This is a genomic window from Thiomonas bhubaneswarensis (assembly GCF_001418255.1).
Classification (GTDB): Bacteria; Pseudomonadota; Gammaproteobacteria; order Burkholderiales; family Burkholderiaceae_C; genus Thiomonas; species Thiomonas bhubaneswarensis.
The window spans coordinates 99,398-114,927 of sequence record NZ_LIPV01000003.1 but is presented as its reverse complement, the minus strand read 5'-3'; the positions used below and the strand labels follow the sequence as shown (position 1 = coordinate 114,927).

Annotated in this window: 17 protein-coding genes; 1 reads left to right on the top strand and 16 read right to left on the bottom strand. The window is 65.8% G+C overall.

Going from position 1 to position 15,530, the window contains the following annotated elements; genetic code table 11:
* Positions 1-6 precede the first annotated feature (6 nt).
* The 5 genes from ASC45_RS04965 to ASC45_RS04945 all read right to left on the bottom strand — a co-directional run bounded on the left by ASC45_RS04965 (position 7) and on the right by ASC45_RS04945 (position 2,787).
* Positions 7-546 carry a F0F1 ATP synthase subunit delta gene (locus tag ASC45_RS04965; protein WP_055449937.1) on the bottom strand — a complete coding sequence of 180 codons (540 nt, stop codon included), beginning with the start codon at positions 544-546 and terminating at the stop codon, positions 7-9.
* A gap of 12 nt (positions 547-558) precedes the next feature.
* A complete protein-coding gene (locus tag ASC45_RS04960; RefSeq protein WP_055449936.1) occupies positions 559-1,029 on the bottom strand; it encodes a F0F1 ATP synthase subunit B in 471 nt (156 codons plus the stop codon).
* Positions 1,030-1,085: 56 nt separating this feature from the next.
* On the bottom strand, positions 1,086-1,334 hold the full coding sequence (gene atpE / locus ASC45_RS04955) for a F0F1 ATP synthase subunit C (RefSeq protein ID WP_013107156.1): 249 nt from the start codon (positions 1,332-1,334) through the stop codon (positions 1,086-1,088).
* 67 nt (positions 1,335-1,401) lie between these two features.
* The gene (atpB, locus tag ASC45_RS04950) at positions 1,402-2,262 is read right to left on the bottom strand and encodes a F0F1 ATP synthase subunit A (RefSeq protein ID WP_055449935.1); all 861 of its coding nucleotides are present in this window, start codon (positions 2,260-2,262) and stop codon (positions 1,402-1,404) included.
* Positions 2,263-2,310: 48 nt separating this feature from the next.
* Positions 2,311-2,787 (bottom strand): ATP synthase subunit I, encoded by a 477-nt coding sequence (locus ASC45_RS04945; protein ID WP_245609958.1) that lies wholly within the window; start codon positions 2,785-2,787, stop codon positions 2,311-2,313.
* 298 nt (positions 2,788-3,085) lie between these two features.
* On the opposite strand from ASC45_RS04945, the gene ASC45_RS04940 reads away from it, so the two are divergent.
* Positions 3,086-3,532, top strand: coding sequence for a CopD family protein (locus ASC45_RS04940; protein WP_055450135.1), 447 nt, complete (start codon positions 3,086-3,088; stop codon positions 3,530-3,532).
* 3 nt (positions 3,533-3,535) lie between these two features.
* Here the strand turns inward: ASC45_RS04940 and waaF are convergent, their stop codons facing one another.
* The 11 genes from waaF to gspL form a co-directional block, all read right to left on the bottom strand.
* Positions 3,536-4,615, bottom strand: coding sequence for a lipopolysaccharide heptosyltransferase II (gene waaF / locus ASC45_RS04935; RefSeq protein ID WP_055449933.1), 1,080 nt, complete (start codon positions 4,613-4,615; stop codon positions 3,536-3,538).
* A gap of 13 nt (positions 4,616-4,628) precedes the next feature.
* On the bottom strand, positions 4,629-4,829 hold the full coding sequence (locus tag ASC45_RS04930; RefSeq protein WP_055449932.1) for a zinc-finger domain-containing protein: 201 nt from the start codon (positions 4,827-4,829) through the stop codon (positions 4,629-4,631).
* A 35-nt stretch (positions 4,830-4,864) separates the two neighbouring features.
* Positions 4,865-5,800, bottom strand: coding sequence for a branched-chain amino acid transaminase (locus tag ASC45_RS04925; protein WP_055449931.1), 936 nt, complete (start codon positions 5,798-5,800; stop codon positions 4,865-4,867).
* A gap of 77 nt (positions 5,801-5,877) precedes the next feature.
* Positions 5,878-6,375: a thiol peroxidase gene (gene tpx / locus ASC45_RS04920; RefSeq protein WP_055449930.1), complete on the bottom strand. Its 498-nt coding sequence runs from the start codon at positions 6,373-6,375 to the stop codon at positions 5,878-5,880.
* Between the two features lie 179 nt (positions 6,376-6,554).
* Positions 6,555-7,469: a 5'-nucleotidase gene (locus ASC45_RS04915; RefSeq protein WP_055449929.1), complete on the bottom strand. Its 915-nt coding sequence runs from the start codon at positions 7,467-7,469 to the stop codon at positions 6,555-6,557.
* Between the two features lie 4 nt (positions 7,470-7,473).
* Positions 7,474-8,688 carry a type II secretion system inner membrane protein GspF gene (gene gspF / locus ASC45_RS04910; protein ID WP_055449928.1) on the bottom strand — a complete coding sequence of 405 codons (1,215 nt, stop codon included), beginning with the start codon at positions 8,686-8,688 and terminating at the stop codon, positions 7,474-7,476.
* A 28-nt stretch (positions 8,689-8,716) separates the two neighbouring features.
* Complete coding sequence (gene gspE / locus ASC45_RS04905) at positions 8,717-10,141, bottom strand: type II secretion system ATPase GspE (protein ID WP_055449927.1); 1,425 nt, start codon at positions 10,139-10,141, stop codon at positions 8,717-8,719.
* Between the two features lie 11 nt (positions 10,142-10,152).
* Positions 10,153-12,783 (bottom strand): type II secretion system secretin GspD, encoded by a 2,631-nt coding sequence (gspD, locus tag ASC45_RS04900; RefSeq protein WP_055449926.1) that lies wholly within the window; start codon positions 12,781-12,783, stop codon positions 10,153-10,155.
* Between the two features lie 54 nt (positions 12,784-12,837).
* Entirely contained in the window at positions 12,838-13,635 is a 798-nt protein-coding gene (gene gspN / locus ASC45_RS04895) for a type II secretion system protein N (protein WP_245609957.1), read from the bottom strand.
* 111 nt (positions 13,636-13,746) lie between these two features.
* Complete coding sequence (gene gspM, locus ASC45_RS04890; RefSeq protein WP_055449924.1) at positions 13,747-14,304, bottom strand: type II secretion system protein GspM; 558 nt, start codon at positions 14,302-14,304, stop codon at positions 13,747-13,749.
* Positions 14,301-15,494 carry a type II secretion system protein GspL gene (gspL, locus tag ASC45_RS04885; RefSeq protein ID WP_055449923.1) on the bottom strand — a complete coding sequence of 398 codons (1,194 nt, stop codon included), beginning with the start codon at positions 15,492-15,494 and terminating at the stop codon, positions 14,301-14,303. Before gspL ends, gspM begins: the two co-directional genes overlap by 4 nt.
* Positions 15,495-15,530 lie beyond the last annotated feature (36 nt).

Genomic DNA, 15,530 nt, shown 5'->3' with positions numbered 1-15,530 from the left:
AAGACTTTAAGCGGTGAGAGCGACTTTCATCTGCTCCAGCCGGGCGCGAACCGAGGTGTCGAGCACTTCGTCGCCAACGGCGACGCGCACCCCCCCGATGAGCGACGGATCGATTTCCACGGTGGCGTGCAGCTTGCGGCCGTACTTGCGTTCGAGCGCCTGCACCAGACTGTCGAGCGCCTCGCCCTCGAGCGGAAAGGCGCTGGCGACCACGGCTTCGACCTTGCCTTCGGCTTCGTCCTTGAGCGCGCGGAACTGCTCGGCGATCTGTCCCGCCGCCGCAAAACGGCGATTCTCGGCAAGCATGTCGACCAGACCTTTGATGGCCGGGGGAGCCGCAACGGGCAGCGCCCCGAGAACGAGGTCGGCGAGCTGCCGCGCGGACACCTTGGGACTGCCCATCACCTCGCGCAAGGCGGGATCTGCGGCAATCTGCGCGATCTGGTCGAGCATGTCGGCGGCTTGCGCCGGAGGCACGCCTGCGTCACGCACAGCGGCGAAGGCGGCTTCGGCGTAGGGACGGGCAATGGTGGCGAGTTCTGCCATGGCGCGCTCCGATTACAGCTCGGCCTTGAGCCGGTTCAGCAGATCGGCATGCACCTGCGGATTGATCTCGCGATGCAGAATGGCCTCGGCGCCCTTGACCGCCAGCGCCGCCACCTGATCGCGCAACTGTTCACGCGCCTTGACGGCTTGTTGGTCCGCCTCCGATTTGGCCTGCGCCACTATATTGGCGGCGACCTCTTCGGCCTTTTTGCGGGCCTCTTCGATCACGGCCTGTGCACGGCGCTCGGCGTCGGCCAAGCGACCTGCGCTCTCTTGGTGGGAGCGGGCCAGCTCTTCCTCGACCTTGCGGTTGGCCGAAGCGAGTTCGGTCTTGGCACGGTCGGCGGCAGCCAGGCCGTCGGCGATTTTTGTTGCGCGCTCATCGAGGGCCTTGGTGATGGGTGGCCACACGAATTTCTTCGTGAACCACGCCAACAGCAAGAACACGATGATCTGCGCAATGAGTGTTGCGTCCAGATGCATGGCGCTAACCTTTGCTTCAGATGGGTGAACAGATCGTTGCTGGAATCAAGCGTGGATTACTTCAGCACGAACGGGTTGGCGAAGGTGAACATCATGGCCAGACCGACACCGATCAGGAAGGCCGCGTCGATCAGACCGGCCAGCAGGAACATCTTGGTTTGCAGTTCGTTCATCAGCTCGGGCTGACGTGCGGCGGACTCGAGGTACTTGCTACCCATGATGCCGATGCCGATACAGGCGCCATTGGCACCCAGACCAATGATCAGACCGGCGGCCAGTGCGACATATCCGAGAACGTGTTCCATGCTTGCTCCTAGTGAGTTGAAGAGTTGAAAGGGTGAAGAGGAAAGAAACGAAAGCGATCCAGAAGGATTAGTGATGATCGTGCGCCTGGCCGATGTACACCAGGGTCAGCATCATGAAGATGAAGCCCTGCAGCACGATGACCAGCAGACTGAAGATCGACCACGCCAGGCCGGCGGCGATATTACCGACAAACAACGCCCAGCCCGTCAGACTGCTCAAGCCCGCCGCACCCATCAGGGCGATGATCATGAACAGAATCTCTTCGGCGTAAAGATTGCCGAACAACCGCATGCCATGCGAGAGGGTCTTGGCGAGGTATTCCAGAATCTGCATGGCAAAGTTGAGCGGCCAGAGCAGAAAGTGGTTGCCGAACGGCGCGGTGAAAAGCTCGTGCACCCAGCCGCCGATGCCCTTGATCTTGATGCCGTAATACAGGCTGAGCAGCAGAATGGTGATGGACATGCCCAGTGCGATCGACAGGTCGGCCGTGGGCACCACGCGCATGTACATGTGCTCGGGATCGTGCCCGGCCGCGGCACCAGCCGTCTGCCAGATACGCGGCAGCAGATCGACGGGCAGCAGATCCATCAGGTTCATCATCACGATCCAGACGAAGGAGATGAAGGCCAGCGGCGCGACGAATTCGCGCGACTTGGCATTGCGCACGATGCCGCGCGCCTGCTCGTCGACGAACTCGACCAGAAACTCCACCGCCGCCTGCATGCGCCCGGGTTTGCCGCTGGTCATGTTCTTGGCCACGCGCCACAGCACATAACAGGCAATGACGCCGAGCAGCACCGAGAAGAAGATCGAATCGATGTCGATGATGCCGAAATCGACCACCCCGGTCCGTGGCCCGCTGGTCCAATGGGTCAGGTGGTGAACGATGTACTCGCCTGCGGTGATGGTGTGTTGTTCTGCGGACATGGTCGACTATTTTTTTGAACGCCGCCAGGGCGGCGCGACGTAAATGGATCAGGCTGCGCAACTCGTTTTCTTGCCGCGCAGAATCAACGCGACCCAGTACACCTGCAGGGTCACGACGACTGCGATCAGCATCGCCGCCCAGCTCAGCGGCTGGACGATGCGGGGCGCAAAAAACAAAAGCACGATGGTCAAACCGATTTTCAGCAACTCGCCCAGCGCAAAACCGTAAACGGCCACGCCGGGCTTCAATTTGGACAGCCAGAGCTGAATGGACAGTGCGAACAGGGCCGACGGCAGCGCAATGATGGCCGCGCCATACAAGGCAGACAGAACCACCGAGACAGCACCCGAAGAAACGATCCATGCACCCAGGGCCACCACCACGCCGACTGCGGCCTGCAGCGCCACCACACGCCACACGGAGACCTGTGGCTTGCGCAGCAGCAAACCCTGCGCCTCGGCACGCGTGAGCGGCGGAGCGGACGGCGCGTCTTGCTCGTCTTTCCAGGGGTCGGTCGATGGCACGGTTGGGTTCAAAGCGGAAACACTCGGATCTGCAAAGCGGGGGTGAAGACTCACGACCTGGGGTCAAGATCATCGTGAAACCGACCGTGCCCTTGGCGGGTTGTTGCGGCGGGTAACAATTGCCTCTCAGGTCAAACGGCGAAAGTATAGGGGAAAGTCGATACCGCACCAGCTTTTTTCGCGTCCGAGCACCTAACATTGTGTCGGGTCAACCTTCCGTCTTCTCTCTCGACGCCCGACTGTACTGTTTTGGCAAGGTGTGCTTGCCCGGCGTCGAGCCACCAACCTGGGTGCCGTCATGATTGCCTTGCTGGTCTTTTTACATCTTGTCGCCGCCATCACCTGGATGGGTGGTATGGCGTTCATTCTTTTCGCCATGCGGCCCGCGGCCCTGGCCACACTGCAGGCGCCGACGCGCCCGCAGTTTCTGCTGGCCACGCTGGGCCGGTTCTTTCCTCTGGTCTGGCTCAGCATCGCCGTGATCCTGGTCACGGGTCTGATCATCATGCTGCAGGTCGGCTTTGCGCGCTCGCCCATCGGCTGGCATGCGATGTTCGGCATCGGCCTGGTGATGATGGCGATCTTTGCGCACATCTTTTTCGCGCCCTACCGACGCGCCAGACGGGCGGCGGCCCTGCAGGACTGGCCCTCCGCGGCGCGGGGGCTGGAGCAGATTCACCCCTTGGTGATCCTCAATTTCAGCCTCGGCTGGATCGCCATTGCGGCGGCATTGTTCTGGCGTTGACCTTCAGCCTGCGGAGGCACTCTCTGCCGCCATCAACCGACCGAGTTCATCCCACGCCATTCTCGGGGTGATCTGGCGCAGGCAGTTGAGGTGACCGAACGGACAGGTGCGCTCAAAGCATGGACTGCAATCGAGCTGCAGCCACAGGGTGGCGCTGCGGTGCGCCGCAGGTGGCGTATGCCTTGGGTCCGTCGAGCCATACAGCCCGAGGGTCGGCCGCCCCAAGGCTGCCGCGATGTGCATCAGACCGGAATCGTTGCTCACCGCGCCGCTGCAGGTGGCGAGCAGCGCGATGGCCTCCTCCATGCGGGTCGAGCCACAGAGGTTCGCGCTGCCCGGTGCGGCAGATGCGATCTCCGCGCCGACGGCACGATCTCGCGGCGCTCCGAGCAACGCGACGGCATAGCCCGCCTGCTGCGCCAATGCCGCCAGAGCGGCGTAATGCGCAGTCGGCCACTGCTTGGCCGGGCCATACTCCGCGCCGGGACAAAGGGCGATCCAGCGCGTGGGCAGGCCAAAGCACTGGCGTGCGGCATCGGCCACATGCGGTGCAACCGACAAGACCGGCTCCGGCACCGCTTCATCTGCGGCGATCTGCGCCAGCGCGGCGTAATGCGCCCGCATGTCCGGCCGATGCCCCTGCGCGGTTCGTGGCAGGCGGCAGGAGACGGGCGAAAGCGCCATGGGTTCAGCCGCCTTGATGGCCTGTCCACCGGCGGGGCCGACACGGTCGGTCAGCAGCAATCCACGCGCCTCGCCCAGGTGACCGATGCGCCGGGGAATGCGCGCAAGCCACGGCACCAGGCGCGACTTGACGTTATTGCCGAGCACATAGGCACGCTCGAACCCCCGCCCGCGAAGTTGCGCCGCAAGTCGGCGGCGCAGGGCGAGATCGAGTCGGCCATGCGCGAACGGTGCCTCGATGACCTCGTCCACGCCAGGCATGGCCCGAAGCACCGGCGCCACGCCGGGCAGTCCCAGCGCCGTGATGGATGCGCCGCGGTCGGCCAACAAAGCCACCAGGGGCTGTGCCATGACCGCGTCGCCGATCCACTGCGGCGCGATCAGCAGCACACGGGTCATGCCCAAAGCACGATCAATGACCGCGCACCACTTCGCCCTCGGCCAGACGGTAGCGAGTGCCGCAGTAGGGACAGGCGGCTTCGCCGTGCGTGACGTCGATGAACACCCGCGGATGGCTGCTCCAGATCGGCATGTTGGGATTGGGGCAATAGGCCGGAAGATCGCTGGCCTTGAGTTCGACCACGGGCATGTCGGGCTTGGGTATAGCGCTCATGTGCAAACCTCAGTCAAGGGGTGAAGACGCTGCGATCAGACCATCGAAAGCCAGTCGGCGTACTTGGGGTTGCGTCCGCCGACGATATCGAAGAAGGCATTCTGGATGCGCTCGGTGATCGGCCCGCGATGCCCGGGGCCGAGGGTAATGCCATCGAGCTCGCGAATGGGCGTGACCTCCGCCGCCGTGCCGGTGAAAAAGGCTTCGTCGGCGATATAGACCTCGTCGCGGGTGATGCGCTTTTCCTTGATGGTCAGGCCCAGATCGTCGCAAATGGCAAACACGGTCTTGCGGGTGATGCCGTTGAGCGCGCCCGAAGACAGGTCGGGGGTGTAGAGCACGCCGTCGCGCACGACGAAGATGTTCTCGCCCGCGCCCTCGCTGACGAAACCCTGTGGATCGAGCAGCAGCGCTTCGTCGTAACCATCATTGGTGACCTCCATGTTCGCCAGGATGGAGTTGGTGTAGTTGCTCACCGCCTTGGCATTGCACATGGTGATGTTCACGTGGTGGCGGGTGTAGCTGCTGGTCTTGACGCGAATGCCACGCTTGAGCCCGTCTTCACCGAGGTAGGCGCCCCAGGGCCACGCGGCGATCATCAGATGAATGGTGTTGCCGCGCGGCGAGACCCCCAGCTTCTTGTCGCCGATCCAGGTCAGGGGCCGGATGTAGCAGGAATCGAAACCATTGGCCTTGACTACGTCGATCTGGGCCTGCATGGCCTGCTCGATGGTGAAAGGAATCTCCATGCGCAGAATCTTGGCGCTGTTGAACAGGCGCTCGGTGTGATCGCGCAGGCGGAAAATGGCCGTGCCCTTGTCGGTCTTGTAAGCCCGCACGCCCTCGAAGGCGCCGCAGCCGTAGTGCAGGGTGTGGGTCAGCACGTGGATCTTGGCGTCGCGCCATTCGACGAGCTGGCCGTCCATCCAGATTTTGCCGTCGCGATCCGACATGGAAGCAGGCATGACCATGATGTGTTGTCTCCGGGAGGTAAAGGGATGATTCTAGAAACTCCGCGGCGGACACCCGCTGCGCGGAGTCTGCTGCCTTACAACGCTGCCAATGCCGCGTCGTAGTTGGGTTCGTGGGCGATTTCATTCACCAGCTCGGTATGCAGCACGGTGTTGTCCTTGTCGAGCACCACCACGGCGCGGGCGCAAAGCCCGGCGAGCGGGCCAGCTGCAATGCCCACGCCATAGGCCTGGGCGAAGCTGCGGTCACGCATTTCCGACAGATTGACCACCTTGTCCAGACCCTCCGCACCGCAGAAACGGGCCTGAGCGAACGGCAAGTCGGCGGAAATGCACAGCACCACGGTATCGGGCTTGTCGCTGGCACGTGCGTTGAAGGTGCGCACCGACTGGGCGCAGGTGGGGGTGTCGATGGACGGGAAGATGTTGAGCACCTTGCGCTTGCCCGCGAAGTCGGCCAGAGTGCGGTCGGCCAGGTCTTTGTCGGTCAGGCGGAAATCGGGGGCTTTGCTGCCTTTGGCAGGCAATTCACCGCTGGTGGGAACGGGGTTGCCATGCAGATGGGTGGTGGCCATGCGAGTCTCCTTCGGGATGTAGTCAGCGAATGACGAAGGTTTGCATGGTAGAGGCGCGGCCACATTTTTTCAGCCGTCGACTGGGCTGAGCCACCTCTCAAGAAACTCGCCGGGCCGTCCCAAGAGTCTCTCGCCCCTTGAGGGGAGAACCGAGCGACGCGAAGGTTTTTGGGGTGGGCTCATTTCCTGCGCGTGACTTCGGCATGAACCTGCCCCGCGGGCACATGGCGCGAGGCCGATTGCACATGACCGGCCTGGTCGTCGAAGAAGAAGTCGGGCTGGAATTCGCGCAGGAACGGCCCTTTGTCCAGACCGCCGAGAAACATGGCTTCATCGACGGCGATGTTCCAGTGCATCAGGGTGCGGACGGCACGCTCGTGCGCCGGGGCACTGCGCGCCGTGACCAGCGCGGTGCGCAGGCGCATGGGCGTGGAGCCATCGGCGCTGGCGCGCTGCAGGCGGTGCAGCGCTTCGAGCAGGGGCTTGAAGGGTCCGGGAGGCAGTGGCAAAGCGGCCTTGCGGGCCTCGTGTTGCTGGAAAGCGGGCAGGCCCTCGGCCTGGAAAACGCGCTCGGCCTCGTCGGAAAACAACACTGCATCGCCGTCGAAGGCAATGCGCACTTCTTCGGGATGGGCCTCGGACGCGCGGGCCGAGTCGGGATAGACCTGCGCCGCGGGATAACCGGCATGCAGGGCGGCACGCACATCGTCCGGTTCGGCCGAGAGAAACAGATTGGCCTGCAACGCCTGCAGGTATTGATAAGGCGCCCGCCCGCGTGTGAACACGCCACGCTCGATGGCGGTGCCGTGGTGCTTGGCCGAATGGAACACCCGCAGCCCGGACACCGGGTCGTTGCGCGACAGCAGCACCACTTCGACTCGGTCGCGCTGCGCATCGCTGGTGTTGAACCCCAGCAGTTTGCGCACCAGCTGAAACGCCACGCCAGGTTGTGCGGGACGCTCCAGCCGATCGAGCTGCAACTGCATGTAGGACGCGTCATCGGCCTGCTCGAACACGCGGTTCTCCTCCTCGAAATCGAACAGGGCGCGGGAGGAAATCGCCACGACCAGGCGGTCGTTCAGATCAGCAGGCATCGGCTTATTTGACGAGATTGTTCATCTGGATGATGGGCATCATCACCGCGAGCACGATGAGCAGCACCATGCCGCCCATCACCAGGATGAGCAACGGCTCGAGAATGGTGGTCAGGGTCATGGCGCGCCGCTGCACTTCCTGCGCATGCTGCACAGCGGCACGGTCGAGCATCTGCGGCAGCGTGCCGGTCTGCTCGCCCAAACGGATGAAGGTGATGAGCACGGGCGGGAAGCGTTTGTGCAGCGCCAGCGACTGCGCCAGCGAGGCACCTTCGCGCACCAGGGCGATGGCCTCTTCCGCGTCGGCTTTCAGCAGGCTGTTGCTCAGCGTGTCGGCGGCGGCCTGCAGGGCGCGCAGAATGGGCACACCGGCCGCGCTGAGTATGCCCAGGGTGCTGGCGAAGCGGGCGGTGTTGAGACCGCGCACCAGACGCCCGAACAGGGGGCTGCGCAACAGCAGACCGTCGAAGGCCAGTCTAGGCCCGGGCAACTTCATGGCCTGGGCGAACACGATCCCGCCGATGACCAGCACGATCAGGATCAGCCAACCCCAGGCGCGCAGAAAATCGGACACCGCGATCAGGCCGACGGTCAGCAGGGGCAGCTTTTGGTGCGCGCCCTGAAACACGCCGACGACCTGCGGCACGACATAGGTCAGCAGCAGCACCACCACCGTGACGGCCACCAGCACCACGATGGCCGGATAGGCGAAGGCCTGCACCATCTTGCCGCGCAAGGCCTGCCGGTCTTCGAGATAGTCGGCCAGGCGCTCCATCACCAAGCCGAGGTCGCCGCTGTCTTCACCGGCACTCACCAGGGCGCGATAGATCGGCGTGAATTCACGCGGATACTGCGCCAGCGCCGCGCCCAGACTGTGGCCCGCCGACACTTCGCTCTTCAGACTGGACAGCAGATTGCCGACCTCGGCGCGGTCGGCATCTTCCGCCAGGGCGGCCAGGGCCTTCTCCACCGGCAGACCCGAGACCAGCAGACCCGCAAGCTGGCGGGTGAACAGGGTGCGCTCCTGATGGTTGAAGACTCTGCGGGCAAACCGCCGCCCGCCAGCCTGGGCGGCTTCTTCGTGGATGCCTTCGACCTGCAGCGGGATGAGCCCGCGGCTGCGCAGCAGGGTGCGGGCACCGCGGGCGCTGTCGGATTCGAGCACGCCGGACTGCTCGGCTCCGGCGGCGTCCAGGGCGGTGAAGCGGTAGGCGGGCATGGCGGAGCGGAACCGATCGTCGGAATGTTCAGTCGCGGGTGACGCGCAGCAATTCTGTCAGGCTGGTGATGCCGCTGTCGATGTAGCGCTGGCCGTCCTGGCGCATGTTGCGCATCCCGGCGGCCTGGGCCAGACGCCGCAATTCGGCCTCGGAGGCACGTTCGTGAACGGCGGCGCGCAAGGCGTCGTCGATCTCGAAAAGCTCGAACACCCCGGTGCGGCCGGTGTAGCCGGTGTGGTTGCAGACCGGACAGCCCACGGGCGCGAAGCCCTGACCGTCGGGTGCGGGCACCTTGCAGGCGGGGCAGAGCTGGCGCACCAGACGCTGCGCCAGCACGCCCAGCAACGAGGAGGCCAGCAGAAAGGGCTCGACGCCCATGTCGGTCAGGCGGGTGACGGCAGATATCGAGTCGTTGGTATGCAGGGTGGCGAGCACCAGGTGGCCAGTGAGCGAGGCCTGGATGGCGATCTGCGCGGTCTCGAAGTCGCGGATTTCGCCGATCATCACCACGTCGGGGTCTTGCCGCAGGATGGCGCGCAGGGCGCGGGCGAAGCTGAGGTCGATGCGGGCGTTGACCTGCGTCTGGCCGATGCCGGGCAGGTCGTACTCGATCGGGTCTTCCACCGTCATGATGCTGGTGGTGCTGGCGTCGAGCCGGGTCAGCGCGGAATACAGCGTGGTGGTCTTGCCGCTGCCAGTCGGGCCGGTGACCAGAAGGATGCCGTGCGGCGCCCGTATGAGCGCGTCGAAATGGTCGAGCATGTCGGGCGCCATGCCCACGGCACGCAGGTTCAGCCGCGCCGCCGATTTGTCGAGCAGGCGCAGCACGGCGCGTTCGCCATGCGCGCAAGGCAGGGTGGACACGCGCACATCGAGGGTGCGGCCACCGATGCGCAGGGCGATGCGGCCATCCTGCGGCAGGCGCTTTTCGGCGATGTCGAGCTGGGACAGAATCTTGATGCGAGAAATCAGCGCCCCATGCAGGGCCTTGTTCGGCCGCACCACTTCGCGCAGCGTGCCATCCACGCGAAACCGCACCACCGACGAGGTCTCGTAAGGCTCGATGTGAATATCGGAAGCCCCCTCGCGTGCCGCCTGGGTGAACAGCACGTTGAGCATGCGGATGATGGGGGCGTCGTCGGCGGCTTCGAGCAGATCCTCCACGGCCGGGATGTCCTGCATGAGCCGACCGAGATCGACGTCGCCCTCGACCTCGCTGATGACCGCCGCCGCGCTGCCATCGCGTGCGGCGTAGGCGGCGCCGATGCGCGCCTGCAGGTCTTCGGCACTGGTGCGATGCACCGCGCGCAGCACATGCTGACGCTGCACCTCGGTCAGCGCGGCGGGCCGGGTGTCTTCGCACATCCAGAGCTCGACGCCCTGACCGTCGTCTTCGGCCAGCACCGCCTGATCGCGGCAGAAGGTGTAGGGCAAGGGATGACGCGTGGACATGGGCAGGCTTCTCAGTTCTGCGGCGTGAGGGTGACGCGCAGTTGCCTGCCTCGCACTTCGGTGGCGTAGCGCGTGGTCTGGCCCAGGTTCAGGATCACCCGGGTCTTGCCCTGACCGTCCATCACCATGGCGGACTGCAGCGGCCCGAGATCGAACGACTGCGCCTTGCTGCTGAGCAGGGAATGTGCTCCCTGGAAGTCGAGCACAAGACGGATAGGGTCGTTCAGAGTGAACGCCGTGGGCGGCGCCGCCAGAGGCTGGGCGAAGCCGATGTCAACTTCGGTGACACCGTTCTGGGCACGGGCCTGCAGACTCTGCAGCGCATTGGATGCGGCCGCTCCACCGCTGCCCAGGGTCGCCGCCGAAGCCGAAGGCGGGGCCGACGTGCTGCCGGGTGCGGAAGCGCCTGCGGGCAGTCCACCCGCATCGTCAGTCAGCGACGGCATCACCGGGCCGGGCATGTCGGGCATGCCAAACTGTGCGGGCAGTTGCGCAGAGCCCTGCAGACTGCGCATGGTGTCGTAGCGCTGCTGGCTCAGGATGTTGCCCTGGCTTTCGGTGCGCACCACGATGGGCCGCAGGAACACCATCAGATCGGTCTTGGTCGCGGTGCGCGAGTTGGAGCGGAACAGCGCGCCCAGACCCGGGATGTCGCCCAGGCCGGGAATCTTGCTGTTGTTCTCGCTCACGTTGTCCTGCATCAGCCCGCCGAGCACGATGGTCTGGCCATCGTTGACCAGCACGGCGGTCTGGATGGAGCGCTTGTTGGTGATGATGCCCGCGGTGTTGGACTGGCTGGAAATGCTCGACACCTCCTGATAGACGTCCATCTTGATCGCACCGCCTGCGGTGATCTGCGGCCGCACCTTCAGCGTCAGGCCCACGTCCTTGCGCTCGATGGTCTGAAACGGCGTGACCGTGGCGGTGGAGCCGGTCTGCGCATACTGGCCGGTGATGAAGGGCACGTTCTGGCCGACGACGATCTTGGCCTCTTCGTTGTCCAGCGTCATGAGATTGGGCGCCGAGAGGATGTTGGCGCCGTCGTGCGTCTGCAGGAAATTGGCCAGCAGGCCAAGCGTGACCACGCCGGCGAAGTTGTGCAGCACGCCGATGTTCAGGCCGTTGGGGATGTTCAGCGTGCCGTTGGCGATGGCCGTGCCCGCGGCGCTGCCGCCGCTGGACAGTCCGGCCTGCAGATTGATGATGTTGCTGCCGCCGGTGCCGAAGTTGGTGCCGCCGACCACCGCGTTGTTGTTGCCCGCACTGGCGGCGATGGACTGCCACTGAATGCCGAGCTGCGCCGCCTTGTTGGCATCGACCTCCGCAATCAGCGCCTCGACATAGACCTGCGCCCGGCGCACGTCGAGCCGCTCGATCACCCGGCGCAACTGCATGTAAACGGGCTGCGGAGCGTTGATGATCAGGGCATTGAGCGCATTGTCGGCATACACCGTGCCGCCTTGAGGCAGGTTGACCGTGCCGTCGCTGGCGGTGGCGGCGAATTCCGGGGCCTGCCCCAGACCCGGGCTGGTGGTGCTGGACGAACCGCTGCCGGACGACGCCGACGGGTTGTTGCCCACGCCCTGGTTTTGCTCGTTGCCGAAGGTCTTGGTCTGCGACGCCCCACTCGTGGCGCCGCCCGAGCCCTGCGCCGCCAGCACGCCGCGCAGAGTGCGGGCGAGGTCGGTGGCGTTGGCATTGCGCAGATACACCACATGAATGTTGTCCTGATCGTTCTGCGGACGATCCAGACGGCGGATCATCTGCTCGATCTCCGCCAGCTGCGCCCCGTTGGTCGCGCGCACGATCAGCGAATTGCTGGCGTTTTCCGGCAGGATGACGGCGCGCATCGCACCGCTGCTGGCAATGGCCGCCTGCGCTCCGGGCGCGCCGGGTGTGGCCGCATTGACCGTCTGCATGTCGATGAGCTTTTGCAGCGTGGGCGCCAGGTCGCTGGCCACGGCATAGGTCAGCGGCACGACCGTGACTTCGGTGCCGGTGGGCACGTCCAGCGCGGCGATGATGCGGGCGATGCGCTTGAGATTGTCGGCATAGTCGGTCACGACCAGGGCATTGCCCGAGGGGCTGACGTTGATGGTGTTGTTGGGCGAGATCAGCGGCCGCAGCACCGGCAGCAGACTGCTGGCCGAGGCGTTGCGCAGCTGGAAGATCTGCGTCACCACCTGATCGCCACGTCCGGGAATATGCGAAGGCGCCAGTCCGACGCCCACGGGCCCGCTCTGCAGCTTGGCGTCCGCCTCGGGCACGACCTGAAAGACGCCGTCATGCTCCACCACGGCGAAACCCGCCAGACGCAACTGCGTGAGCAGCGCCTGAAAGACCTTCTGCGGCGGCACCGGCTTTTCGAACTGGATGGTGACCTGGCCCTTCACCCGCGGGTCGACGATGAAATTGCGTCCGGTCGCCGCCGCCACGGCCTGCACCGCGCTGGCGATGTCGGCGTTCACCAGATTGATGGTCAGATCGCCGTTGGCGCTGCGCTTGGCTTCGCCAGCGGTGCCCGAGGGCGAAGGCGCCTGGGCCATCACCGGCTGCAGTGTCAGGAGAGGGACGAGCAGCAGCGCCAGCAGACGGCGGCTGAAGCGGCTGTCGTTGGATCGGGCTGTGGGGTATGGATGCATCGCAGCGTTCCTTGATTCTTGTGATCTTCCAGGACTATCGAGACGCCAGCGTCTTCACAGCGCAATCTGGACATGGTCGCCCTCGCGCCGCCCGAGCAGCGAAAGCAGATTGGCCATGGCCGCCTCGTTGCCCGGCGTCGCCCGGCCGGTGCCCAGAAACTGCAGCGCCTGGCCGTTCCAGGCGCCCTTGCCCTCCAGCAGCAAAGGCCCTTTGCTGCTGCGCAAGCTCACCTGCGCGTCGGCCCCCTGACCGGTGATGCTGAGGGTATAACTGCCGATCGGCGCCACCACACTCAGCCGCGATGCCACATCGGGCAGATCGATCTGGATCTGCCCGCCGAGCCGGGTGCGCCCTGCCACCGATTCTAGGTGCAGGCCACGCAGGGTAAATTGCGCCTGTCCCTGCAACGCAACGGTGTTCCAGGGCGTGCCAAGGCCCTCCAGCACCGCCAGAGGCAGAGCGCCCTGCCAGGGTGCGTCCGGCCCGTCGCCTGCGGGGCGCAAGGCCACGGCGCTCTGCGACAGACCGAGCCGCGCATCCACCTGCAGCGCCTGCGGGGACACCGTGGGCCAGTCGATCCGCGCCCGGAGCTCGCCGCGCCAGAGCTGGCTCAGACCGATCGTCCAGTGCAGCATGCCCGGCAGCGCGGTCGCGCCGCGGCTGCCCGCCCCGCCCTCGAGCACCAGCAGTGCCGACCCGTCGCGCCAAGTGCCCTGCGCCTGCGCCAGCAGCAGGTGCTGGCCGCTGGCCCGCCACACCACCGCGCTCAGCCAGCTGGCCGGGGCCTGCCACAACAAGGCCCAAAGCGCGCCCAGAAACGCGGCCAGCCACAGCCAGCGCCGATGGAACATGCGCCGGTTTGGCTTGCGCGACGACGACCGGCCCCGCGACGATGCGCCAGAGCGGCGTTTTGCGGAAGACGACCCTGCGCGAGCCGAGGAAGATACGTTTGCGCCAGCCATTCATCCGCCACCCGATCCTTGCCGCGACAGATGTACCGTGCCGCTGAACAGGCCGCCTGCGCCGCGCTTGAGGTCGGCGCTATCGATCTGCGCCGACCAGTCGCGCCGCGCGGTCTGCGCCAGCGCGGCCAGCGTGGCCGGTCGCAGCGATGCGAGCTGCAGCGTCACCTCACCGGGCAACACCTGCGCCTGAACCGTGGCGCCCGCATCGACGCGCTTGAACCATGCCACGATGGCCGCCTGCAGATCGCCGTTGAAGGCAGGCACCGATGGCGCACTGCGCAACGCGGCAATGTCTTGCGCGTCGCGCTGCAGGGTCTGCAATTGCTGTTGCAGACTGACGATGCGCTGCGGCGCGGTCTGCAGCGTGCGCCAGGCGGGACGAATGGCCAGCCACCACAGCAGCGCCGCCACGACCAGCACTGCGGCAGAGCCGATCAGCACCCGCTCGCGGCCCGACATCTGCGACCAGCGCTGACGGCTGTATGCCACGGTCTGCGGCAGGCCGCGATACCAGAGCGCCGACAGCGAGGCCACCCGACCGCCCTGCGCGCTCATTGCACGACACCCGTCACGCTCAACACATCGCCCTGGGCCACGCAGGACAGCCCGGCGGGCGTGCAGCGTGCCGCCGCCTGCGCCGCGGCGTCGCCCGGCAGGCTGAGCTGCAATTGCCCTGGGCTGAATTTCAAGGCGGTGGGCACGACGCCCGTTGGCACGACAGCGACGGCGCGGCCCATGAGCACGTCGAGGTCACCGTCTCCGGGGCGACCGGTGCGCAGGCGCGCATCGTTGAGCGCACGCTGCACCTGCAGCCTCGCATCGAGAATGGCCGGCACGCCCGGCAGCGCTTCGGCCGCAGTGACATCGAGCCTTTGCTGCAAGGCGTGTTCCTGCCGCGAGAGCTTGAACGCTGCGACATTCATGCCCACCAGTTGAACCGCAGCAAGCAGACCCAACAGCACGCCCACGCGGCGCCAGGCCGATGTGCCGAGTTGTTCTCGCACCCCCGCCCAACCACGCGACAGCGCATGCTTGGGCGCGAGGTCAAATTGCCGCAGGTTCCACGGCGATTGCGCGGCGCGCGCCAGCCATCCCGCATCGTTGAGGGTGGCCGGGGTGAGTTCGGGCGGTAGATCGAGCCAGCTCAACTGCGGCTGGGCCTGATCCTGCACCCAGAGATGCTCGGGCGTGACCGGCAAAGGCAGAGCCTGGGGCGCGGCGGCGTCCGCCGCGAGGATGAGCGGCAGCCAGGCGGCTTCGCCCTGCAGGTCGCGCCACAGCAGGCGCGGTCCCTGCGCGGAGGTCTGCAGCAAGGCATCGCCCGGGGCGAGCAGCGCCGCTTCGGGCACGATCTGTTCGGGTTCTTTGCCCGCCCGGGTCAGGTCGGCGATGACCTGCTCCAAGGCGGCCTTCGGCACCGCGCAGGCCAAGGACACGGCGCCGTCCTCGGCCAGCGGGCCTGTGGCCAGATGGAGTTCTCCGGCATCCTGCAGCAGACGGTCTTCGAGGGCGCCGCTCAAGGCGGCCTGCAAGCGCGAAGCAGGCATGGCCGGAAGCGTCACGGCCATGACCGAGGCATCGAGCGCATCGACCACGGCGATCACCCGCGCCCCGCGCGGCAGCAGCGCCACCTGTTCGCGCCCGACGGATTGCAGCTTGCCGTTGGCGCCCAGCAGCACATACTCCAGTTCCGGCAGGGGATGCGCGGAAGCCAGAGGCGGCAGTCGGAGAACCAGGGTTTGCATGATGGCGCCGATTGTAGAGAGGCTTTGTTGCAATGA